The organism is Conexibacter stalactiti, from assembly GCF_033542075.1.
Lineage (GTDB): Bacteria > Actinomycetota > Thermoleophilia > Solirubrobacterales > Solirubrobacteraceae > Conexibacter > Conexibacter stalactiti.
This window is the reverse complement of record NZ_JAWSTH010000014.1, coordinates 35,620-55,330: the sequence shown is the minus strand read 5'-3', so window position 1 is coordinate 55,330 and position 19,711 is coordinate 35,620. Positions and strand designations below refer to the sequence as shown.

Below are 19,711 nucleotides of genomic sequence, written 5' to 3'. Positions count from 1 at the left end.
CCGCCGCCGCCCTGACGCGGCGACGGTTCGTGGATCCCTGATCGGATCCAGACGCGCGCGACACGACGCTCCCGTCCGCACATCTCATCCGGAGGTCCCCTTGTCGCGCGATCAGCGACAGCGCGGCGCGCGCCGCGTGCCACGTCCGTTCCGATGCCGCCACTGCGGCCTCGACATCCCAGCCGACGCACCCGGCACCAGCCACCGCAACCACTGTCCCAGCTGCCTCTGGAGCCGGCACCTCGACGACGCGACGCCCGGCGACCGCGCCGCCGACTGCGGCGCGGCGATGGAGCCGATCGCCGTCTCGGTGCGGGGTGACGGCGAATGGGTCCTCGTCCACCGCTGCGGCGGCTGCGGCGAGCTCGACCTCAACCGCATCGCCGGCGACGACAACCCGCTGCTGCTGACGCGGCTGGCGGTGCGACCGCTGGCGCAGCCGCCGTTCCCGCTCGAGCTGCTGGCGCGGCTGTGACGGCACACCAGCAGCTTAATCCTATATATACTTTTCTCATTCCACCCTCTAACGCGAGCGAACGGAGAAGAGCGGCTGATGGAGATTCGAGGAGCAGGCGCGATCGTCTTCGGCGGCGCTTCGGGACTGGGCGCGGCGACGGCGCGGCGGCTGGCGGCAGCCGGCGCCGACGTGACGATCGCCGACCGCGACGAGGAGCGCGCCCGCGCGCTGGCGCGGGAGCTCGGCGCCGCCGCGGTGACGACCGACGTCACCGATCCGGCGTCGGTGGAGGCCGCCGTCGCGAGCGCGGCCGCCGGCCCCGGCGGCCTGCGGATCTCGGTCGTCTGCGCCGGCGTCGGCACGCCGGCCAAGCTGGTCGGGCGCGACGGGGCGACGCCGCTGGAGAGCTTCGCGCGGGTGATCGAGGTCAACCTGCTCGGCACGCTCAACTGCCTGCGCCTCGCCGCGGCGGCGATGACGGCGAACGAGCCCGATGCCGGCGGCGAGCGCGGCCTCTGCGTCAACACCGCCTCGATCGCCGCCTACGACGGGCAGATCGGGCAGATCGCCTACGCCGCCTCCAAGGGCGGCGTCGCCGCCGTGACGCTGCCGGCCGCGCGCGAGCTTGCGCGCGCGGGGGTTCGCGTCGTGACGATCGCGCCGGGTCTGTTCGACACGCCGATGATGGCCGGGCTGCCGGAGGCGGCGCGCGCGTCGCTGGCCGGCACCGTCCCCTTCCCCGCCCGGCTCGGTGACCCGGCCGAGTACGCCGAGCTGGTCGCGCACGTCGCGGCCAACCGGATGCTCAACGGCGAAGTGATCCGGCTCGACGGCGCGCTGCGGATGGCCCCGCGATGAGAACGCGCTTCACCGAGCTGTTCGAGATCGACCACCCGCTGATGCAGGGCGGGATGCAGTGGGTCGGCCGCGCCGAGCTGGTCGCCGCCGTCGCCAACGCCGGCGCGCTCGGCTGCATCACCGCGCTGACGCAGCCGACGCCGGAGGCGCTGGCGGCCGAGATCGCGCACTGCCGCGAGCTGACCGACCGGCCGTTCGGCGTCAACCTGACGATCCTGCCGTCGATCACGCCGCCGCCGTACGCCGAGTACCGCCAGGCGATCGTCGAGTCGGGCGTGAAGATCGTCGAGACGGCCGGCGCCAACCCGGCCGAGCACCTCGCCCACCTGCAGCCGGCCGGCGTCAAGGTGATCCACAAGGCGACCTCGGTCCGGCATGCGCTGAAGGCCGAGTCGCTCGGCGTCGACGCCGTCTCGATCGACGGCTTCGAGTGCGCCGGCCACCCCGGCGAGGACGACGTCCCCGGCCTGATCCTGATCGCCGCCGCCGCCTCACGCGTGCGCATCCCGATGATCGCCTCCGGCGGCATCGCCGACGCGCGCGGCTTGGTCGCGGCGCTGGCGCTGGGCGCCGACGGCGCGAACATGGGCACGCGCTTCATGTGCACCGTCGAGTCGCCGATCCACCAGCGGATCAAGCAGCAGATCGTCGCCAACGACGAGCGCGCCACCAACCTGATCTTCCGCTCGCTCGGCAACACCGCCCGCGTCGCGCGCAACGGCGTCTCCGACGAGGTCGTGCAGCGACTCGCCGACGGCGGCGCCTTCGCGGACGTGCGCGAGCTGGTCGCCGGCAGACGCGGCGCGAAGGTCTACGAGACCGGCGACCCCGAGCACGGCATCTGGTGGGCCGGCCAGTCGCAAGGGCTGATCGACGACATCCCGACGGTCGCCGCGCTCGTCGCGCGGATCGTCGGCGAGTCCGAGAAGCTGATCGCCGGCCGGCTGGCGGCGATCGTGAGCTGAGCGGCGGGTGCCGGCCAGCGTCGCCGCTACGGTGCGATTCGCTCGACGCTCGCGACGCGGTCGACAGCTCTGTCGAACGTCAGCACCGCGCCGGTGCCGGTCGCCTCCGCCTGCGCGACGAGGCATGCCTCCGCGAAGTCCAGCCGATCGTGCTCGTAGACCTCCAAGGCCCGGCGTATGAGCGAAGCATCGATCACGCTGATCGCCGGCAGCGCGATCGCCGCCCGCATCAGCTCCGCGATCCGGGCTCTCTCGACCTCGTAGAACGACTGCAGCACGTAGACGCACTCGGCGACGACGAGATCCGCGAGCAGCAATCGCTCGGCGTTCGCCAGCGCTGCCGTCGCGCGAGCGGCCTGCTCCGGCGGGTCGCCCGTGAGGTGACGGATGATGACGTTGGTGTCGAGAAACGCGATCAGGACGGCTGCTCCGCCCGTGCGCGTCGCGTCTGCCGCAGCACCTCGTCCCACGCCGTCCCGCGCTTGCCCTCAGGGCCAACCCGCGCCCGACGTCGGCGGTCCGTCAGATCGTGAGCACGCCGCGGACGACGAGCGCGGTCCCGACGACCAGCGAGACCACGAGCAGGACCGCACGTGAATGGTCCCGTGCCCACCGCTCGATCGAGCCGACGATCGCCACCGCCTCGGCCGGGCGCACGATGCAGGCCGCCAGCGCGACGATCGGGAGCGCGAACCAGATCGCGTTGTACGTCGCGACCGCGAGCAGCCCGCGCGGCACGCGCGGGTCGTGGGCGACGATGACGTTCAACGCGATCAGGTAGAACAGGCCCGGAAGGTGGGTGAGCGGGCCGGCCAGCGCGGCGGTCCGCAGCGTGAGGTGCTGGTTGACGAGCGCCTTGCGACCAGTGCTGACGCGGGGAGCGTCACCGGCGTCGTGCGAGCGGACATGACCGGTCAGGATCGCGATGCCGAAGGTCACGGCAACCGCGCCGCCGACGATGTCGGCGATCCCTTTCGTGCGATCGGCGCCGGCCTCGATGTGGATGCCGTGGAACGCGAAGACGACGAGCAGGCCGAAGCCGATCGTGAACGCGAGGCCCGCCGCCACGTACGCCCACAGCAGCGTGCGACGCGAGTCGTGCGACAGCAGCGCGCAGACGGCCGCGAGACTCGTGGGACGAATCGTGCTGGCGAGCGCGAGCACGAAGATCTCGAGTATCACGCGGCCGCCGCCATGCCGACGATTATCTCGGGACGGACGACGATGAGCATCGCCCGTTCCGCGTCGTGCGAGTTCAGCGGCCGTCGCGAACCGATCGCGCCGACGGGAGCGACGGGGCCGAACCCGCGTTCACACGGGCGTCGTCGGCGCGGGCGCTCCGACGACGCCGGGGGTGAAGCGGCCGTAGAGCGTGTCGAAGCCGCCGGCGTCGACGCGCCGCAGCAGCGCGTCGGTCGTCGCCTCGTAGTCGAGCGGGAGGCGCAGCGCGGTCTGGATGCCGCGCGTCACGAACGGCAGGTCGTGCTCGTTGGCGAAGCCCATCGCGCCGTGCAGCTGATGGGCGACGGCCAGCACCCGTCTCGCCGCCTCCTGCGCCTGCAGTCGCAGGCCGAGCGCGTCGACGAGCGTGTCATCCGGCGCCTCGTGCAGGCGCCACAGCGAGAAGCGCAGCAGCTGCAGCAGCCCGCGACAGGCGAGCGACGCCTCCACGACCTGGAAGCGCAACGACTGAAAGGAGCTGAGCGGCTTGCCGAACTGGCGCCGCTGGCTCGTGTGCTCGACCGTCAGCGCGACCGCCGTCTCCAGCGCGCCGTTGACGTAGGCCGCCTGCAGGTTCAGCCACAGCGCGACGTCGAGCGGCGCGGCCTCGCCGTCGAGCGGCTCGACCGTCACCTCCGCCGCGTAGCGCGACAGCTTGCCGGCGATCGGCGTGCGCGCGGCGATCCGCCCGCGACGGCCGTCGAGCGTCACGACCCGGTCGAGCAGGTCGGCGTGGTCGACGACGACCGGCGCGTCGAGGCTCGCCACGACCGCGAAGCCGCCGCCGTCCTCGTCGCGGCAGAGCCGCTGCGCGACCGGCGCCGGCAGCACGACCGCGCCGGCGGCGCGGCACAGCTCGGCGGCCGCGAGCGCCTCCTCGACGGTCGCGCGCGGGTCGATCCCGTCGGCGTCGATCGCGCTGAGCAGCTCGGCCGCTGCCGCGCGCGGGTCCTCCCCGCCGGCCTCCGCCCCGCCGCCCTCGGCCGCGCCGGTCTGCGCGGCGCGCGCGAGCGCGAAGCCGGTGCGCCGGCGCAGCATCTCGGCGGTGGAGCGGCCGAACTCGTCGATCTCAGCCGGCAGTCGCGGATCCATCGTTCCCTCCGAAGATCGCCCGCGCCATCAGGATCGACATCACTTCGGAGGTGCCCGAGGCGATCGTCGAGGCGAAGGCGTAGCGGTAGTGGTCCTCGACCGCGCCGTGCAGCGGCGCGCCGAGGTGGCCGGTCGGCGCCAGCGCGGTCACGCCGGCGCCCTCCATCAGCACCTCGGCGACCTCCTGGTCCAGCCGCGTCGTCGCCAGCCGAGCAGCGGCTGTGTCGGCGTCGTCGACGACCGCGCGCGACTGCTCGTCGATCACCTGGTAGGCGAGCAGACGGGCGACGCGGGCGTGGACGAGCGCGCGCACGTAGCGCGCCCGCAGCGCCTGCGGCAGCTCCTCCCAGCGCTCCGCGAGCGCCTCGCGGTGGCGCACGAGCAGCCGGTCGCAGCGGGCATAGCGGGCGATCCCGACGCGCTCGTAGGCGAGCATCTCGCGCACGATCCGCCAGCCCTGGTCCAGCTCGCCGAGCACGTCGCCGGGCTCGAGCACGACGTCGGTCAGGAAGACCTCGTTGACGTGGTGAGCCCCCAACAGGCTGTCGATCCCGCGGACCTCGATCCCGGGCCGGTCCATCGGCAGCAGGAAGAGCGTCAGGCCCTGCTGCGGGCGACCGTCGCGCGAGGTGCGCGCCAGCAGCACGCAGACCTCGGCCATCTGCGCGTACGAGGTCCAGATCTTCTGCCCGCTGACGCGCCAGCCGTCGCCGTCGGGGCGCGCATGCGTCGTCAGCGAGGCGAGGTCGGAGCCGGCGTCGGGCTCGCTGAAGCCCTGGCACCAGACGATCTCGCCCTGCGCGATCCGCGGCAGGAAGCGCTCCTGCTGCTCCGGCGTGCCGAAGCGCATCAGCGCCGGACCGACCCAGTTGAGGCCCATGTACTGCGGCCCGCGCGGCTCGTAGTGGGCCCACATCTCCTCGCGCACGACCGTCTGCTCCCAGACGTCCCCGCCCCCGCCGCCGTGCTCGCGCGGCCAGGCGAGCGCGAGCAGCTGCTCCTCGCCGAGCACGCGGCAGAAGCGCTCGGTCAGCGCGAAGTCCTCCGGGTCGTCGGTGAACGGCGAGAGGAAGTCGGGCGGAAGATGCTCGCCGATCAGTTCTCGCAGCCGCGCGCGGAGGCTCTCGGCTCTGTCCCCAAATGCGAAATCCATTTGCAGTTATATAATCATATGTAGGATTAAAATGCAACTGCCGGAGCGCCGGCGAGCCGGGCTACGACCGCCGCGCGCGCCGCGCCGGCCCCTAGCGCGGCAGGCCGAGGATCCGCTCGCCGACGATGTTGCGCTGGATCTCCGACGTGCCGCCGTAGAGCGTCGCGCCGAGCGCCTCGATCTCGCCGGCCAGCAGCTCGCTGCCGACGCGCTCGGGCGCGTCCAGCCCGGCCGCCCGGCGCGCCAGCAGGAAGGCCCGCTGGGCGGTCTCGGTCGAGAACAGCTTCAGCAGCGGGGTCTGCAGGTCGGGCCGCCCCGCGACGCGGCTGGCGAGCCCGCGCAGGCCGGTCAGCCAGATCGCGTCCGCGTCGCCGCGCACCGCCGCGTACTCCAGCGTCAGCTCGGGTCGCGGCCGCGCGCGCAGCGCCTCCCGCGTCAGCTCGTTGGCCGCCTCGATCTCGACCAGGTTCATGATCCAGATCATGTCCCGCTCGTGACCGAGCGACTCCATCGCGACCTTCCAGCCCTGGTGCTCGGGGCCGAGCAGCGCGCTCTCGGGCACCTGCACGTCGTCGAAGAAGACCTCGCAGAACTCCTCGTCCTGGACGCCGATCTTCTCGATCGGGACGACGGTGATGCCGGGCGTCTCCATCGGCACGACGAAGGCCGAGATGCCGCGGTGCGGCGGCCCCTCGCTCGCGGTCCGCGCGAACAGCAGGCAGTGCGACGAGTCGCGCGCGTGCGACGTCCAGACCTTCTGACCGTCGATCGTGAAGCCGCCGTCGGTTCGTCTCGCGCGGGTGCGCATCGAGGCGAGGTCGGAGCCGGCCTGCGGCTCCGACATCCCCAGGCACCACCAGACGTCGCCGCGCGCGACCGCGCGCACGTGGGCGCGCTGCTCGTCGCTGCCGAAGGTGTTCAGCGCGTGCGCGACGACCCCGGGTCCCTGGACGTTCGGCAGCTTCGGCGCGCCGCGGCGGGCGAAGTCGAGCTTGATCCACAGCTCGGCCTCCGGCCCGACGCCGCGGCCGCCTTCGCCGAGCGGCCACGACGGCACCAGCCAGCCGGCGTCGTACGCGTCGCGCTGGTAGGCGGAGCGCCACTCGAGGTCGAGGCGGGGATCGTCGGTGCGGTGCTCGGGCGCGGACAGCCACGCCTCCAGCCAGGCGCCGGCCTCCGCTCGCACCGCCGCGTCGGCGTCGCTCGGTCTCAGGTCCATCTCATCCCTCCCGCATCCGCATCCAGGCGAGCGAGCGCAGCCGCGCGCCGCCGTCGACCTCGAGCGAGACGCCGTTGACGTAGCCGGCCGCCGGCGAGAGCAGGAAGAGCGCGGCGTTCGCCTGGTCCTCCGCCCGCCCCACGCGGCCCATCGGGTTGGCCTCCCAGCGCTCGCCGTCGGCGGCGCTCACGTGCGGCTCGGTGCGCGGCGTCAGCGTCCAGTCGGGCAGCACCGCGTTGGCGCGAATGCCGCCGGGCCGCAGCGCCGCCTGCGCGCGCATGTAGCCGTCGATCGCGCTCTTGGCGACCGTGTACCAGGGCACGCCGGCGCCGTAGCGCGGCCCCTGCACCGAGGAGAAGTAGACGACCGCGCGCTCGGGCAGGTCGACCACCTCCAGCCAGCTCTCGGTCGGCACGCGCATGCAGTCGATCGCGAGCGTGACGCCGTCGCTGAACTCGCGTCTGAGGAAGCTCGGCGGCCCCGCGACCGCCGCCAGCAGACGCACCGGGCCGAGCGCCGCGACCGTGCGTCGCCACGCCTCGGCGCAGCCGCCACGATCGGCGGCATCGACCGCGAGCGCGAGCGCGCGACCGCCGGCGGCCTCGATCTCCTCTGCGCAGGCGCGGGCCGCGTCGCCGTCGAGGTCCCACGCGGCGACGCTCAGCCCGACCGCCGCCGCCCGCAGCGCGAGCGCGCGGCCGATGCCGCTGCCGGCGCCGGTGACGACCAGCGGCTCACCGGCCTCGAAGCCGAGGAAGTCGCTCACGCGGCCGCCCCGGAGCTGCTGTGGCGCTCGACCAGCTCGTGCTTCTTGACCTTGCCGAACGGTGTCGTCGGCAGCGCGTCGATGCGGCTCCAGCCGGTCGGCGTCTTCTGCTTCGCGAGCCCCTGGCCCTGGACGAACTCGGCGAGGACCGCCGCGGCCGGCAGCTCGGCGCCGTCGGCGAGCACGACGAAGGCGACCGGCACCTCGCCGTAGCGGGCGTCGGGCACCGGCACGACCGCCGCCTGCCGCACCGCCGGGTGGCGGCAGATGATGTCCTCCATCTCGCGCGCGGAGAACTTCTCGCCGCCGCGGTTGATGATGTCCTTGATCCGGCCCATGATCCGCAGGCAGCCATCGTCGTCGACGGCGCCGATGTCGCCGGTCGAGAACCAGCCCTCGACCGGGTCGAGCACGCCCACGTTGTCGTCCGGGCTGACGTAGGCGAGCATCCGCTCCGGCCCGCGCACGCGGATCTCGCCGGGGACGCCGGGCGCCAGCACGCGGCCCTCCTCGTCGACGCAGCTGATCTCGGTCCCGGGCGCGATCGGCCCGTCGGTGTCGCGCCGCACCTCGATCGGCATCCCGCGGTTGGGGATCGTCGCGCTGAGGTGCTCGGTCATCCCGTAGCAGCGGAAGGCGCCGACGCCGACCGCCTCGGAGCGCTCGATCAGGCTCGGCGGCACCGCGGCGCCGCCGACCGAGTACTGCCGCAGCGCGGTCGTCCGCTCGCCGCGGCCCTCGTACTGGCTGACGATCTCCTCCAGGAAGGTCGGCGTGCCCGACGACAGCACGCACTGCTCCCGCTCGATCAGCGGCACGGCCTGCTCGGGATCCCAGATGTCCATCAGCGCGACCGAGGCGCCGGCGCTGAACGGAACCGTCAGGCCGACCGTCAGCCCCGTCAGGTGGGCCAGCGGCGCCGGCATGAAGGTGCGGTCCTGCCACGCGAGCCCCCACACGTCGCGCATCTGGCGCGTCTCGGCGACCAGCCCGCGATGGTCGACGACGACGCCCTTGGCGCCGGCGGTCGTGCCGGAGGTGTAGGCGACGACGCAGGGATCGCCGGGCGCGACGCCCTCGGCGAACGGCGCGGCGCGGCCGACGAGCAGGTCCTCCAGCGGCGTCCAGCGGCGATCGCCGCCGCGCACGCCGACGCGCAGCCGCGGCTCGTGGCCCAGCTCGGCGAGGACGGAGTCGAGCATCTCCTGGTGCTCGTGGCGGCGGAAGCGCGGTGGCGCGACGACCACAGCCGGGCGCAGGTCGCTGAAGATCTGGCGCAGCTCGTGCTCGCGGTAGATCATCAGGACCGGGTTGTTGACCGCCCCGACCCGCCACGTCGCGAGCGCCACGACGAGCGCCTCCCACCAGTTCGGCACCTGCCACGAGACGACGTCGCCGCGTCCGACGCCCGCGGCGCGGAAGGCCGCGGCGAGCGAGCCCGCCTGCGCGACCAGCTCGCCGCAGGTGATCCGCCGCTCGCCGTCCACCACCGCGACGCGCCGCGGCGTCTGCGCCAGCCGCGCGAAGATCAGCGGCCCGACGAGCGCGTCGGTGTGGTAGCCGACGCGGCGCCACTCCTCCAGCAGCTCGGCCGGCTGTCGATAGCGGGCGAACAGCTCTGCGCTCAGTCCCATGGACGCTCTCCTCACGACCGTGATCTCTCTCTGCCGCCAGCGCCGGCGCGACCGAGGTGACATGCGATCACCATGCGCCGGATCTGGTTGAAGGGTGTCCGCTCAGCGGGCATCGGCAAGCTCCTCCGCGACGGCGGCGAGCTGGTGCGCGTCGGCGCCGCCGAGCTGGAACGACGCCTGCCGGGCGCGCAGGTAGAGCAGGCTGACGTCGTGCTCGCGCGTGATCCCGATCCCGCCGTGGACCTGCACCGCCGCGCGCGCCGCGATCGTCGCGGCGTCGCTCGCGGCCGCCTTGGCGAAGTGGGCGGCCGCCGCGGTCGCCGGCTCCAGCGGCTGCTCCGCGGCCAGCACCGCGGCGTGCCAGGTCAGCGAGCGCGCCCGCTCGACGGCGATCAGCGTGTCCGCGAGACGGTGCTTGAGCGCCTGGAAGCTGCCGATCGGGGCGCCGAACTGCTGCCGTTCGCCGGCGTAGTCGACGCTCATCCGCAGCAGCGCGTCGGCCAGCCCGACCAGCTCGGCGGCCGCCGTCGCGAACGCGGTCGCGAGCGCGCCGGGCGGCGCCGGGAAGCGCCGTCCGGCGACGTCGGCGTCCGCGACGGTCACGCGCGCGAGCGGGTGCGTCTCGTCGATCGCCGCCGCCGGCTCCAGCGCGAGGTCGGCTCTGTCGAGCAGCACGATCGCTTCCGCGCCGCCGCGGTCGTCGTCGGCGACGACGAGCGCGAGCCGGTCGAGCAGCGCGGCGTCGGGTACGACCAGCGACGCGGTCAGACGCCCGTCGCGCACCCGCGGAGTCGCGGCGTCACCGCCCGCTGCGGCATCCGCGCCCGCCGTGCGCGGATCGGGCCATGCCAGCGCGCCTGTCTCCTGCTGCTCCGCGACCGCGCGCAGGGCGGCCGTGCCGGCCGCCGTCTCGCCGGCGACCAGCGCCACCGTCGGGACGAAGGCGCCGGCGGTCGCGACGATCGGCGCGGGCGCGAGATGACGCCCGACCGCCTCGGCGACCGCGACCAGCTCGACCGGCCCCAGCCCGAGGCCGCCGGCCTCCTCCGGTACGCCCATCGCCAGCACGCCGAGGTCGGCGAGCGCCTCCCACAGCTCCCTCCAGCCGTCTGGCCGCGCCAGCAGCTGACGGCCGCGCGGGCCGCCGGTAGTGTCAGCGAGCAGGCGGTCAACCGTGCCTGCCAGCTCGCGTTGCTCCTCGGACAACTCGAACGCCATGGCAGGTACCTTACAGAATCATCTATATGATTGCGCCATGGAGAGAACTTCGATGGCGTCGTTCGCGGCGCTGAACGTCACGCGCGAGGGCGCGATCGTCGTCGTGACGCTCGACCGCCCGCAGCGGCGCAACGCGCTCGACGCGACGATGATGCGCGAGCTGGCCGCGCTGTGGAGCGGCCACGCGCTGCTCGACGGCGCCCGCTGCGTCGTCGTGACCGGCGCCGGCCCCGGCTTCTGCGCCGGCGCCGACGTCGACCTGCTCGCGAGCGACCGCACCCCGGTCGAGCGGTTCGAGGACGAGCTGGCCTTCCTCCCCGGCCGGCGGATCGACGTCCCCGTGATCGCCGCGATCAACGGCGTCTGCGCCGGCGGCGGGCTGCACTTCGTCGCCGACGCCGACATCGTCCTCGCCAGCAGCGCCGCGACCTTCCTCGACCCGCACGTCTCGGTCGGCCAGGTGACGGCGCTGGAGCCGCTGACGCTGCGCCTGCGGATGCGCCCAGACGCGCTGATGCGGATGGTCCTGCTCGGTCGCGGCGAACGGATCGACGCCGCCGCGGCGCAGGCGGCGGGGCTGGTCTCCGAGGTCGTCGAGCCTGACGCGCTGCTGCCGCGCGCGCTGGAGCTGGCGGCGCGCGTCGCCGAGGGCTCGCCGGAGGCGATCCGCATCTCGCGCGCCGCCCTGCGCGACTTCGAGGACGAGCTGCTGGAGCGCCACCTGCAGGCCGGCTGGGAGGCGATCCACGCGCACTGGTCCCACCCCGACGCCGCCGAGGGCCCGGCCGCCTTCCAGGAGCGCCGCGCGCCGCGCTGGGTGCAGCGATGACCACGCCCGCCCCCGCCCCGCTCGCCGTGATCGCCGGCGCCTCCTCCGGGATCGGCGCCGCGACCGCCCGCCGGCTCGCCGCCGACGGCTGGAACGTCCACGTCGCCGCGCGGCGCGCGGAGCCGCTCCGCGCGCTCGCGCGGGAGATCTCCGGCAGCTGCACGGTCGCCGACCTCTCGCAGGCCGCTGACGCACGGCGGCTGGCCGACGACGTCGCCGCGCTCGGCACCCCGGCCAAGCTGGCGATCTACGCCGCCGGCGTGCTGGAGCCGGCCGAGATCGCCGACCACCCGCTCGACGTGTGGGAGCGGACGATCGCCGTCAATCTGACCGGCGGCTTCCTCTTCGCGCAGGCGCTGCTGCCGTCGCTCGGGGCCGGCAGCCGGATCGTCTTCACCTCGTCGGTGAGCGCGCGCAAGGGCGCCCGCGGCCTCGCCGCCTACTCCGCCTCCAAGAGCGGGCTGGACCGCCTCGCCGAGGCGCTGCAGGCAGAGCACGAGCAGGACGGGATCGGCGTCCACGTGCTGGCGCTCGGTCCCGTCGCGACGCCGATGCTCGACCGCCCGGGGGTCTCGCCGTTCCAGCTCGACCCCGAGCAGGTCGCCGACGTGATCGCCCAGCTGGCGGCGCTGCCGCCCGATCTCGTGATGCGCGATCTGCAGCTCCGCGCCGTCACGAAAGGCCCGTTCGCGCGGAGGCGTCCGGGCGGCCGTGTCGAATGACCATCACCTGGAGCGACCGTAAGGAGAAATGATATGGTCCTTTATCGACCGATGCTCGTAGAGGCACCATCAGGGGACCGGCGCTCGTGAGGGACGCGCCATCGCAGATCCGCACGCCGCGCACCGGCGAGCTGGTCGCCGCAAAGCTGCGCAAGCGGATCATCACCGGCGACCTGCGCGACGGCGACGAGATCCCGCCCGAGCCTGAGCTGCTGGCCGAGTTCGGCGTCAGCCGCCCGAGCATCCGCGACGCCTTCCGCATCCTCGAGACCGAGGGCCTGATCCGCATCCGCCGCGGCCGCTTCGGCGGCGCGACGGTCCTGCGCCCCAACGCCCAGAGCGCGGCCTACCACCTCGGCCTCGCGCTGCAGGCAGAGGGCACGACGATGGCCGACCTGGCGGAGGCGCGCGGCCTGCTGGAGCCGCTCTGCGCCGCGCTCTGCGCCGGTCATGCCGAGCGCGAGCGGATCGCCGACGAGCTCGACGCGGTGATCGACAGCTCCGACCCCTCCGCCGGCGACTCGTCGGACTTCACCGCCGACGCGCTGCGCTTCCACACCGCGATCGTCGACCGCTGCGGCAGCACGACGCTGCGGCTGCTGGCGGGCGCGCTGGAGAGCGTCTGGGGATCGCAGGAGCGCCGCTGGGCGCTGGAGGCGCGCGACGCCGGCCGCTACCCGAGCGTCGAGGACCAGCGCGCGGTCAACAGAGCCCATCGCGCCGTCGTGAGGCACATTCGCGCCGGCAGAGCCGAACAGGCCCAGAGAGCGATGGCCGCCCACCTGCACACCTCGCAGACGTACGTCTCGCCCGGCGAGATCGCCGTCGACGTCGTCACGCAGCCGGCCGGCTGAAGCGGCAGCCGCGCTCGTCCTCGTGGGCCTCGACGAGGCCTTCGTCGAGCAGCAGCTCCAGCCGCGCGAGCAGCTCCAGCATGCCGAGGAAGGTCCGCGCCGGCGACAGCTCCGAATGGGTCCGCCGCACCAGCTCGAAGAGCGTGCGCGGCGTCGCGTCGAGCGCATCCAGCAGCCGCAGCGCCCGGCGCCGCTGGGCGTCGAGCTGCTCGCGGGCATGCGCCGCCACGTCGGTGAACGGCCGCCCGTGGCCGGGCAGGCCGAGCCCGGTCGGCGCCTCGATCGCGGTCTTCCCCAGCGACTCGCGCAGCCGCCGCGCCGGCGCGAGGTCGTCGCGCCAGCCGCCGGCCGGCCCGGGGACCAGATACGGCGTCGTGCGCGCCTCCGGCATCAGATGGTCGCCGGTGAACTGCAGGTCGTGACCGCGGTCGGCGAAGACGGTGTCGGTCGGCGAATGGCCCGGTCGCAGCGTCGCGCGCAACGTGCGGTCGCGCAGCCGCAGCTCCTCCCCCTCGCGCAGCACGACCGACGGCCGCGGCCGGCTGCCGAGCATCCGCATCATCTCCATCCGCGCCTCGAAGGCGGCGACCACCAGCGGTGGCGCGCCGTGCGCGGCGATGCGGGCGGCCGTCCACGCGTCGTCGGCCTCCAGCGATCCGGGCAGCTCGCCGAGCCAGCCGGCGAGCCGCTCGTGGCAGGCGACGTCAGCGCCGGCCCGGCGCGCGACCGCCTCCGCGAGGCCGATGTGGTCGACGTGCTCGTGCGTCAGCAGCACGAGGTCGATCTCCTCCAGCGCGAACCCGAGCTGGCGCAGGGCGCGCTCCAGCGCGTCGAGCGTGCCGCCCCAGTTGAGGCCGCTGTCGACGAGCGTCAGCGGCCGGTCGACGATCAGGTAGCAGTTGACGCTCGCGACCATCGGGGTCGGCAGCGCGATCCGGTGGACGCCGCGCTGCAGCGCGAGCAGGTCGGCGTCCACCGGTGTGAAGGGACTGGCGGGACTACCCGGCCGCTCTGGCCGGCGGCACCTGGCCGTGATCGTCCAGTCTCTCCGGCAGGGCGAGCGCGAAGTCTCCGGGCGGCAGGCCGGAGAAGTTCTTCTCGGCCGTGTACGGGTACTCGCTCAGCATCACCCACTGGGGATCACTCGGCGGCGTCTCGGCGAAGCCGCGCAGCGCGTCGCGCATCGCGTCGGCGTCGACCGATCTCGCCGCTCTCGCCGCGGCGTCGGCGACCATCAGCGCGTCGTAGCCGCCGGCGTAGAGGTTCGAGGCGACTCTCAGCTCGCCGTCGGCCGCTCTCTGGATCGCCGGCAGCGCCGTCTGCTCGTACAGCTCGGGCACGGGCTCGGAACCTCTGACGCCGACGCCCCACTGCCACATGACCACGTCTCTGAGCGCGTCGGGGCCGACGAGCGCGGCGACGTTGGAGCCGCCGAAGCCGGTGCCGCCGACGACCGGGACGTCCCAGCCGAGCTGCTGGCGGCTCTCGAGCACCTTGCCGAGCGCCGCGCCCTGCCCCTCGATGAAGAGCGCGTCGGGGTTCGTGTCGCGCAGTCTGCGCAGCTGCGGCGAGGCGTCGAGCGCGTCCGGCGCGAAGTTCTCGATCTGCGTGATCTCGATCCCGGCCTCCGGGAAGGTCTCCTCGACCGCCTTCTGCACGGCCTCGCCGTAGGCGTCGTTGGAGAGCAGCACGGCGACTCTTCTGTAGCCGCGCTGGACCAGCTGCTCGGCGACCGCTCTCTGCGAGTCGGCCGGCGCCGGCCCCATCACGAAGTTGTAGCCGCAGCGATCGAGGTCGCCGATGTCGCTCGACGCGGTGATGCCGAGCGCCAGCACTCTCTGCTGCATCAGCAGCGGGCAGAGCGCCAGCGTCACGTTGCTGGTCGAGCCCGGCCACACGAGGTCGGGCTTGTCGCCGCCGGTCAGCTTGCGCTGCAGCAGCGAGACCGCCTGCGTCGGGTCCGAGCCGTCGTCGTTTATGTCCAGCTCGACTCTGCGGCCGTCGATCCCGCCACCCGCGTTCAGCACCTCGGCGGCGGCCTCCAACCCGTGCTGCTCGGCGGTGCCGATCCCGGCGAGCGGGCCGCTCAGCGACAGGCTCGCGTAGACGCGGTACGGCTCGCTCGAGCCGCCGCCTCCTCCGCTGGTGCTGGTGCTGGCCGAGTCGCCGCTGTCGCCGTCACTGCCGCAGCCCGCGAAGACGAGTGCGGCGATCACCGCACCGGTGGCGAACCCACCCGTGATCCTTCCCATCATCCCTCTCCTCCTCCTCGTCAAGTGCGGCTGCCGTCGGCGGCCGCTCCCAAGTAGATGTGGTCGAGCAGGCGCTGCTTGTCGGCGCCGCGGAAGTCCTCCTGCTCGGAGCAGCGGCCGAGCCGCAGCACGTAGACGCGCGAGGCGACGCGCAGCGCCTGGTGGACCGCCTGCTCGACGAGCAGCACCGCCATCCCCCGGCTCGCGATCGTCGCGACCCGGTCCATCACCTCCGCGACCAGTCTCGGCGCGAGGCCCGCGGAGGGCTCGTCGAGCATCAGCACGCTCGGGCCGGCCATCAGCGCCTGGCCGATCGCCAGCATCTGCTGCTGCCCGCCGCTGAGCGAGCCGGCCGGGTCGCGCCGCTTCTCGGCGAGCACGGGGAACAGCTCGTAGACGTTCTGCTCGCGCGCGTCGAACTCGGCACGGCCGAGGCGCGGCGTCGCGACGACGAGGTTGTCGCGCACCGAGAGCGCGCGGAAGACGCGCTTGTTCTCCTGCACGAGCGCCAGCCCGCGGCGGGCGCGCGCATGCGGGCGCAGGCCGCCGAGCGGCCGATCGGCGAGCGAGATCTCGCCGTCGAAGACGTCGACGAGCCCCGCGACGGCGCCCAGCAGCGTCGTCTTGCCGGCGCCGTTGCCGCCGAGCACGGTGACGATCTCACCGGCGCGAACCTCGACGTCGACCTCGCGCACGGCCTGGATCTCGCCGTAGCCGGCGGTCAGCCCGCGCACGCGCAGAAGCGGCTCGGCGGTCATGCGATCACCTCGTCCTCGTCGGTCGTCTCGGCGCCGAGGTAGACGCTGAGCACCCCGGGGTCGTTGGCGACCTGCTCCGGCGGACCCGACGCGATCATGCGCCCGGAGGCGAGCACGAAGACGGTGTCGGCGTTGCCGAGGACGAGGTCCATGTTGTGCTCGACGAGCAGGACGGTCGTCCCCTCGCCGGCGAGCCGTCGCAGCAGGTGGCCGAGCCGCTCGGTCTCGTCGGGGCTGAGGCCGGAGGCCGGCTCGTCGAGCAGCAGCAGCGCCGGGCGCATCGCCACGGCGCGCGCGATCTCCAGCAGCCGCTTTCTGCCGAGCGGCAGGTCGAGCGCCTGCTCGTCGGCGACCGCGCCGAGGCCCAGCTCATCGAGCACGTCGGCGGCGCGGGCGGCGATCGCGCGCTCCTCGGCCCGCCACCGCGGCAGCCGCAGGACGGTGCTGATCAGGCCGGCGCGCCGACCCGCGAAGGCGGCGACGGAGACCGCCTCGCGGACGGTCAGCCCGGCCGGGACGCTCGGCGTCTGGAAGGTCCGCCCGACGCCGCTGCGGGCGATCTTCGCGCTCGCGCTGCCGGCCAGCTCGGTCGTCCCGAGCGTGACCGATCCCTCGTCGAGGCGGGCGAAGCCGGAGACCGAGTTGAGCATCGTCGTCTTGCCGGAGCCGTTGGGGCCGATCAGCGCGGTGATCGCGCCCGGCTCCGCGGTCAGCTCGACGCCGCCGAGCGCCTGGTTGCCGCCGAACCGCTTCGCGGCGCCGCAGACGGTCAGCGCCGCCGGCTGCTCCGGCCCGAGCGCCGCGGCCGCGCGCTCGCCGCGCTCGCCGGCGTCGATCAGGTACGGCGTGCGCCAGCGCGGGAGCCGCTCGATCGCGGTGCCGACCAGGCCGCGCGGCAGCAGGATCGCCGCCAGCACGAGGAAGGCGCCGTAGCCGAGCAGCGTGTAGTTCTGCAGGCTCAGCGTCTCCTGCTGGGCGTAGACGAGGATCAGCGCGCCGAGCAGCGGCCCGTAGAGCGTCCGCTGGCCGCCGAGGATCACCGCGGCGAGCACGAGGATCACCGTGTCGAAGCCGAACGCCTCGTAGGTGACGAGCCCGTCGAGCGTCGCGATCATGACGCCGGCGAGCGCCGCCGGGACGGCGCTGAGCAGGTAGCAGACGAGCTTCAGCCGGTAGGGCGAGACGCCGACCGCCTGCAGCTGCACCTCGTCGTGGCGCAGCACGGCGAGGATGCGGCCGTAGGCGGAGTAGACGAAGGCACGTTGGAACAGCAGCCACAGGAACAGCAGCACGACGGCGACGCGGTAGAGGTCGGCGGTCTCCAGCGGCGTGCCGCCGAGCGAGATCCGCGGGATGCCGACGAGGCCGGCGAGGCCGCCGGTCTTCTCCGGCCACAGGTCGACGAGCGACGGCATCAGCTCGACGAGGAAGAACGAGGTGATCACGAGCGCCCAGCGCGACAGCCGCAGCCCGGGGATGCCGGTCACCAGCGCCGCCAGGACGGCGACGGCGATGCCGGCCGCCAGCAGCGCGAAGAGGTTCGTGGAGGTGCCCTCGACGGCGAGGATGCCGGTCACGTACGCCGCCGCGCCGTAGAAGAAGACGTGGCCGAGCGCGAGCTGGCCGGCGTAGCCCATCATCAGGTTGAGCCCGAGCGCGACGAGGCCCATCACGGTCGCCATCATCAGCGTCCGGACGGTCGCCTCCGAGAACAGCTCGGGGCCGAAGAAGGCGACCGCGAAGCAGGCGGCCAGCAGCCCGCCGCGCGCGGCCGGTCCCGGCCGCCAGGTCGTTCTCGCGGTCATGCGCAGCGCGCTCACACCTGCCGCCCTTCCGGTGGGCCGAAGACGCCGCGCGGCAGCACCAGCAGCACCGCGATCAGCAGGACGAAGACGAGGATCGGCTCGTACTGCGCGCCGACCCATTGGGCGCCGTAGGTCTCGACGAGGCCGATCGACCAGCCGCCGAGCAGCGCGCCGCGGATCGAGCCGAAGCCGCCGATCGCCATCGCGACGAACGCCTTGATGACGAGCAGCGAGCCGAGGTCGGCGCGCGCGAAGGTCAGCGGCAGGATGATCAGGCCGGCGATGCCGGCGAGCACGCCGGCGATCGCGAACGAGGCGACCGCGACGCGGCGGGTGTCGATCCCGCGCACCTCGGCGGCGTCGGCGTCGGCGGCGGTCGCGCGGAAGATCTTGCCCAGGCGCGTCACGCCATACCAGAGGTCGAGGCCGACGGTGGCGAGGATCGCCGAGCCGATCGCGACGAAGGCGGCGACCTTGACCGAGCCGTCGCCGAGCCAGACGAGGTCGTCGAGCGTCGGGATCTGCGTGCCGACCGGCTCCGAGCCCCAGATCAGCTGTGCGCCGGCCTCGATCATCACGAACGCGCCGACGGTGCTGACGAGCCAGATCTCGCCCTCCTTCGGGGCGCGCGCGGTCACCGGCAGCACCGAGACGTAGTACTGGACGCCGGTGATCAGCAGGCCGGCGACGCCGCACAGCAGCAGCGTCGGCAACAGCCCCAGCCCCCACTCCGACAGCGCCGAGTAGGCGATCAGCGACGCGACCGCGATCACTCCGCCCTGGGCGAAGTTGAACATGTTGGTCGTCAGATAGATCACGTTGTAGGCCAACGCGACCAATGCGTAGACGGAGCCGATCGCGAGTGCCGTGACGAGCAGGCTCATGCGCTGCCCTCCCCGGCGACCCACCGCGAGGCTCCGTGCTCCTCCCTCCGGAACATGAAATGAATCATACATATGATTCGACCGAAGTGCATATTTTTCTCCTGGCGACCCGGTCGCCTACGGACGTGTCAGCCCGCCGCTGACGGAGAGGATCTGACCCGACAGGTAGCCGGCGCCGTCGCCGCAGAAGAAGGCGATCGCGGTGGCGACGTCGTCGGGCAGCGCGACCCGCCGCAGCGGGATCGCGCGCGCGATCCGCGCGACGACGGCGGCGCCGTCCTCCGCATCGGCGGTCGCGCCGAGCAGCGGCGTGTCGGTCGGCCCCGGCGAGACCGTGTTGACGGTGATCTGATGGCGCGCCAGCTCCAGCGTCAGCGCGCGCGTGAGCGCGATCACGCCGCCCTTCGCGGCGGCGTAGGCGGCGATGTTCGACATGCCGGAGAGCGCCCCGTCGGAGGCGACGTTGACGATCCGGCCCGAGCCGAAGCGAATCAGCTCGGGCAGCGCCTCGCGCGCGACCCGCAGCGGCCCCTCGAGGTTGACCTCCAGCGTCCGTCGCAGCAGCTCGTCGTCGGTCTCGGCCAGCGGCCGCGGCTCCATCCAGCCGGCGTTGTTGACGACGCCGCCGAGCGCGCCGAGCTGTTCGACGCCGCGCGCGATCGCCGCGCGCACGGAGGCGGTGCTGGTGACGTCCATCTCGGCGACGACGACCGCAGGCCTGCCGGGCGGCAGCGCGGCGGCGACGCGCTCGGCGGCGGCCGCATCACGATCGGCGAGGACGAGCGGGTGACCGGCGGCGGCGAGCTGCTCGACGACGGCGGCCCCGATGCCGCCGCCCGCGCCGGTGACGAGAAGCGGCCGCGTCATCGGCCGGCCTTGATGCGGCGGTGGTGATCGGCGTCATTCCGCCGACGGAAGCGATCGGACATGACGAGAGAATACATATGTATCTTTTTACGATATGCCGGCAGCGTCGGCATACCGCGCGGCTCGCGCAGCGAGCCGGCTCGCGCAGCGCGCGCCG

At 73.6% G+C, this 19,711-nt stretch carries 20 protein-coding genes; 6 read left to right on the top strand and 14 right to left on the bottom strand.

Going from position 1 to position 19,711, the window contains the following annotated elements:
• The first annotated feature begins 100 nt into the window (after window positions 1-100).
• The 3 genes from R7226_RS07960 to R7226_RS07950 all read left to right on the top strand — a co-directional run bounded on the left by R7226_RS07960 (window position 101) and on the right by R7226_RS07950 (window position 2,280).
• On the top strand, window positions 101-475 hold the full coding sequence (locus tag R7226_RS07960) for an RNHCP domain-containing protein (protein ID WP_404827794.1): 375 nt from the start codon (window positions 101-103) through the stop codon (window positions 473-475).
• A 78-nt stretch (window positions 476-553) separates the two neighbouring features.
• Window positions 554-1,315 (top strand): SDR family NAD(P)-dependent oxidoreductase, encoded by a 762-nt coding sequence (locus R7226_RS07955; RefSeq protein ID WP_318596534.1) that lies wholly within the window; start codon window positions 554-556, stop codon window positions 1,313-1,315.
• Window positions 1,312-2,280 carry an NAD(P)H-dependent flavin oxidoreductase gene (locus R7226_RS07950; RefSeq protein WP_318596533.1) on the top strand — a complete coding sequence of 323 codons (969 nt, stop codon included), beginning with the start codon at window positions 1,312-1,314 and terminating at the stop codon, window positions 2,278-2,280. Before R7226_RS07955 ends, R7226_RS07950 begins: the two co-directional genes overlap by 4 nt.
• A 26-nt stretch (window positions 2,281-2,306) precedes the next feature.
• Here the strand turns inward: R7226_RS07950 and R7226_RS07945 are convergent, their stop codons facing one another.
• The 8 genes from R7226_RS07945 to R7226_RS07910 form a co-directional block, all read right to left on the bottom strand.
• Window positions 2,307-2,750 carry a PIN domain-containing protein gene (locus tag R7226_RS07945; RefSeq protein ID WP_318596532.1) on the bottom strand — a complete coding sequence of 148 codons (444 nt, stop codon included), beginning with the start codon at window positions 2,748-2,750 and terminating at the stop codon, window positions 2,307-2,309.
• A 52-nt stretch (window positions 2,751-2,802) separates the two neighbouring features.
• Window positions 2,803-3,462 (bottom strand): GAP family protein, encoded by a 660-nt coding sequence (locus tag R7226_RS07940; RefSeq protein ID WP_318596531.1) that lies wholly within the window; start codon window positions 3,460-3,462, stop codon window positions 2,803-2,805.
• Between the two features lie 129 nt (window positions 3,463-3,591).
• The gene (locus R7226_RS07935) at window positions 3,592-4,593 is read right to left on the bottom strand and encodes an acyl-CoA dehydrogenase family protein (RefSeq protein ID WP_318596530.1); all 1,002 of its coding nucleotides are present in this window, start codon (window positions 4,591-4,593) and stop codon (window positions 3,592-3,594) included.
• On the bottom strand, window positions 4,571-5,746 hold the full coding sequence (locus R7226_RS07930; protein WP_318596529.1) for an acyl-CoA dehydrogenase family protein: 1,176 nt from the start codon (window positions 5,744-5,746) through the stop codon (window positions 4,571-4,573). Before R7226_RS07930 ends, R7226_RS07935 begins: the two co-directional genes overlap by 23 nt.
• A 91-nt stretch (window positions 5,747-5,837) precedes the next feature.
• Window positions 5,838-6,965, bottom strand: coding sequence for an acyl-CoA dehydrogenase family protein (locus R7226_RS07925; RefSeq protein ID WP_318596528.1), 1,128 nt, complete (start codon window positions 6,963-6,965; stop codon window positions 5,838-5,840).
• A 1-nt stretch (window position 6,966) separates the two neighbouring features.
• A complete protein-coding gene (locus tag R7226_RS07920) occupies window positions 6,967-7,731 on the bottom strand; it encodes an SDR family NAD(P)-dependent oxidoreductase (RefSeq protein ID WP_318596527.1) in 765 nt (254 codons plus the stop codon).
• Window positions 7,728-9,365 (bottom strand): AMP-binding protein, encoded by a 1,638-nt coding sequence (locus tag R7226_RS07915; protein ID WP_318596526.1) that lies wholly within the window; start codon window positions 9,363-9,365, stop codon window positions 7,728-7,730. The genes R7226_RS07920 and R7226_RS07915 overlap by 4 nt, the downstream gene beginning before the upstream one ends.
• A 102-nt stretch (window positions 9,366-9,467) precedes the next feature.
• On the bottom strand, window positions 9,468-10,583 hold the full coding sequence (locus R7226_RS07910) for an acyl-CoA dehydrogenase family protein (protein ID WP_318596525.1): 1,116 nt from the start codon (window positions 10,581-10,583) through the stop codon (window positions 9,468-9,470).
• 37 nt (window positions 10,584-10,620) lie between these two features.
• Between R7226_RS07910 and R7226_RS07905 the strand changes: the two genes are divergently transcribed.
• The 3 genes from R7226_RS07905 (at window position 10,621) to R7226_RS07895 (ending at window position 12,988) form a co-directional block, all read left to right on the top strand.
• Complete coding sequence (locus R7226_RS07905) at window positions 10,621-11,412, top strand: enoyl-CoA hydratase/isomerase family protein (RefSeq protein ID WP_318596524.1); 792 nt, start codon at window positions 10,621-10,623, stop codon at window positions 11,410-11,412.
• The gene (locus R7226_RS07900) at window positions 11,409-12,134 is read left to right on the top strand and encodes an SDR family oxidoreductase (RefSeq protein ID WP_318596523.1); all 726 of its coding nucleotides are present in this window, start codon (window positions 11,409-11,411) and stop codon (window positions 12,132-12,134) included. Before R7226_RS07905 ends, R7226_RS07900 begins: the two co-directional genes overlap by 4 nt.
• 86 nt (window positions 12,135-12,220) lie before the next feature.
• Entirely contained in the window at window positions 12,221-12,988 is a 768-nt protein-coding gene (locus R7226_RS07895; RefSeq protein WP_318596522.1) for a FadR/GntR family transcriptional regulator, read from the top strand.
• On the opposite strand, the gene R7226_RS07890 is transcribed toward R7226_RS07895, so the two are convergent.
• The 6 genes from R7226_RS07890 to R7226_RS07865 all read right to left on the bottom strand — a co-directional run bounded on the left by R7226_RS07890 (window position 12,969) and on the right by R7226_RS07865 (window position 19,554).
• A complete protein-coding gene (locus tag R7226_RS07890) occupies window positions 12,969-13,964 on the bottom strand; it encodes an MBL fold metallo-hydrolase (RefSeq protein WP_318596521.1) in 996 nt (331 codons plus the stop codon). The genes R7226_RS07895 and R7226_RS07890 overlap by 20 nt on opposite strands.
• Before the next feature lie 22 nt (window positions 13,965-13,986).
• Window positions 13,987-15,240, bottom strand: a complete 1,254-nt coding sequence (locus tag R7226_RS07885) for an ABC transporter substrate-binding protein (RefSeq protein WP_318596520.1) — start codon at window positions 15,238-15,240, stop codon at window positions 13,987-13,989.
• A gap of 20 nt (window positions 15,241-15,260) precedes the next feature.
• Window positions 15,261-15,998 carry an ABC transporter ATP-binding protein gene (locus tag R7226_RS07880; protein ID WP_318596519.1) on the bottom strand — a complete coding sequence of 246 codons (738 nt, stop codon included), beginning with the start codon at window positions 15,996-15,998 and terminating at the stop codon, window positions 15,261-15,263.
• Window positions 15,995-17,818, bottom strand: coding sequence for a branched-chain amino acid ABC transporter ATP-binding protein/permease (locus R7226_RS07875; RefSeq protein WP_318596518.1), 1,824 nt, complete (start codon window positions 17,816-17,818; stop codon window positions 15,995-15,997). Before R7226_RS07875 ends, R7226_RS07880 begins: the two co-directional genes overlap by 4 nt.
• A complete protein-coding gene (locus tag R7226_RS07870) occupies window positions 17,815-18,687 on the bottom strand; it encodes a branched-chain amino acid ABC transporter permease (protein WP_318596517.1) in 873 nt (290 codons plus the stop codon). Before R7226_RS07870 ends, R7226_RS07875 begins: the two co-directional genes overlap by 4 nt.
• Window positions 18,688-18,804: 117 nt before the next feature.
• A complete protein-coding gene (locus R7226_RS07865) occupies window positions 18,805-19,554 on the bottom strand; it encodes an SDR family NAD(P)-dependent oxidoreductase (RefSeq protein WP_318596516.1) in 750 nt (249 codons plus the stop codon).
• Between the last annotated feature and the right edge of the window lie 157 nt (window positions 19,555-19,711).

Bases quoted from the DNA above. Each gene is read 5' to 3' on its own strand.
- R7226_RS07955 (WP_318596534.1), top strand. From the start codon at position 554: ATGGAGATTCGAGGAGCAGGCGCGATCGTCTTCGGCGGCGCTTCGGGA.
- R7226_RS07950 (WP_318596533.1), top strand. From the start codon at position 1,312: ATGAGAACGCGCTTCACCGAGCTGTTCGAGATCGACCACCCGCTGATG.
- R7226_RS07935 (WP_318596530.1), bottom strand. From the start codon at position 4,593: ATGGATCCGCGACTGCCGGCTGAGATCGACGAGTTCGGCCGCTCCACC.
- R7226_RS07930 (WP_318596529.1), bottom strand. From the start codon at position 5,746: ATGGATTTCGCATTTGGGGACAGAGCCGAGAGCCTCCGCGCGCGGCTG.
- R7226_RS07925 (WP_318596528.1), bottom strand. From the start codon at position 6,965: ATGGACCTGAGACCGAGCGACGCCGACGCGGCGGTGCGAGCGGAGGCC.
- R7226_RS07915 (WP_318596526.1), bottom strand. From the start codon at position 9,365: ATGGGACTGAGCGCAGAGCTGTTCGCCCGCTATCGACAGCCGGCCGAG.
- R7226_RS07910 (WP_318596525.1), bottom strand. From the start codon at position 10,583: ATGGCGTTCGAGTTGTCCGAGGAGCAACGCGAGCTGGCAGGCACGGTT.
- R7226_RS07905 (WP_318596524.1), top strand. From the start codon at position 10,621: ATGGAGAGAACTTCGATGGCGTCGTTCGCGGCGCTGAACGTCACGCGC.
- R7226_RS07900 (WP_318596523.1), top strand. From the start codon at position 11,409: ATGACCACGCCCGCCCCCGCCCCGCTCGCCGTGATCGCCGGCGCCTCC.
- R7226_RS07885 (WP_318596520.1), bottom strand. From the start codon at position 15,240: ATGGGAAGGATCACGGGTGGGTTCGCCACCGGTGCGGTGATCGCCGCA.
- R7226_RS07880 (WP_318596519.1), bottom strand. From the start codon at position 15,998: ATGACCGCCGAGCCGCTTCTGCGCGTGCGCGGGCTGACCGCCGGCTAC.
- R7226_RS07870 (WP_318596517.1), bottom strand. From the start codon at position 18,687: ATGAGCCTGCTCGTCACGGCACTCGCGATCGGCTCCGTCTACGCATTG.
- R7226_RS07865 (WP_318596516.1), bottom strand. From the start codon at position 19,554: ATGACGCGGCCGCTTCTCGTCACCGGCGCGGGCGGCGGCATCGGGGCC.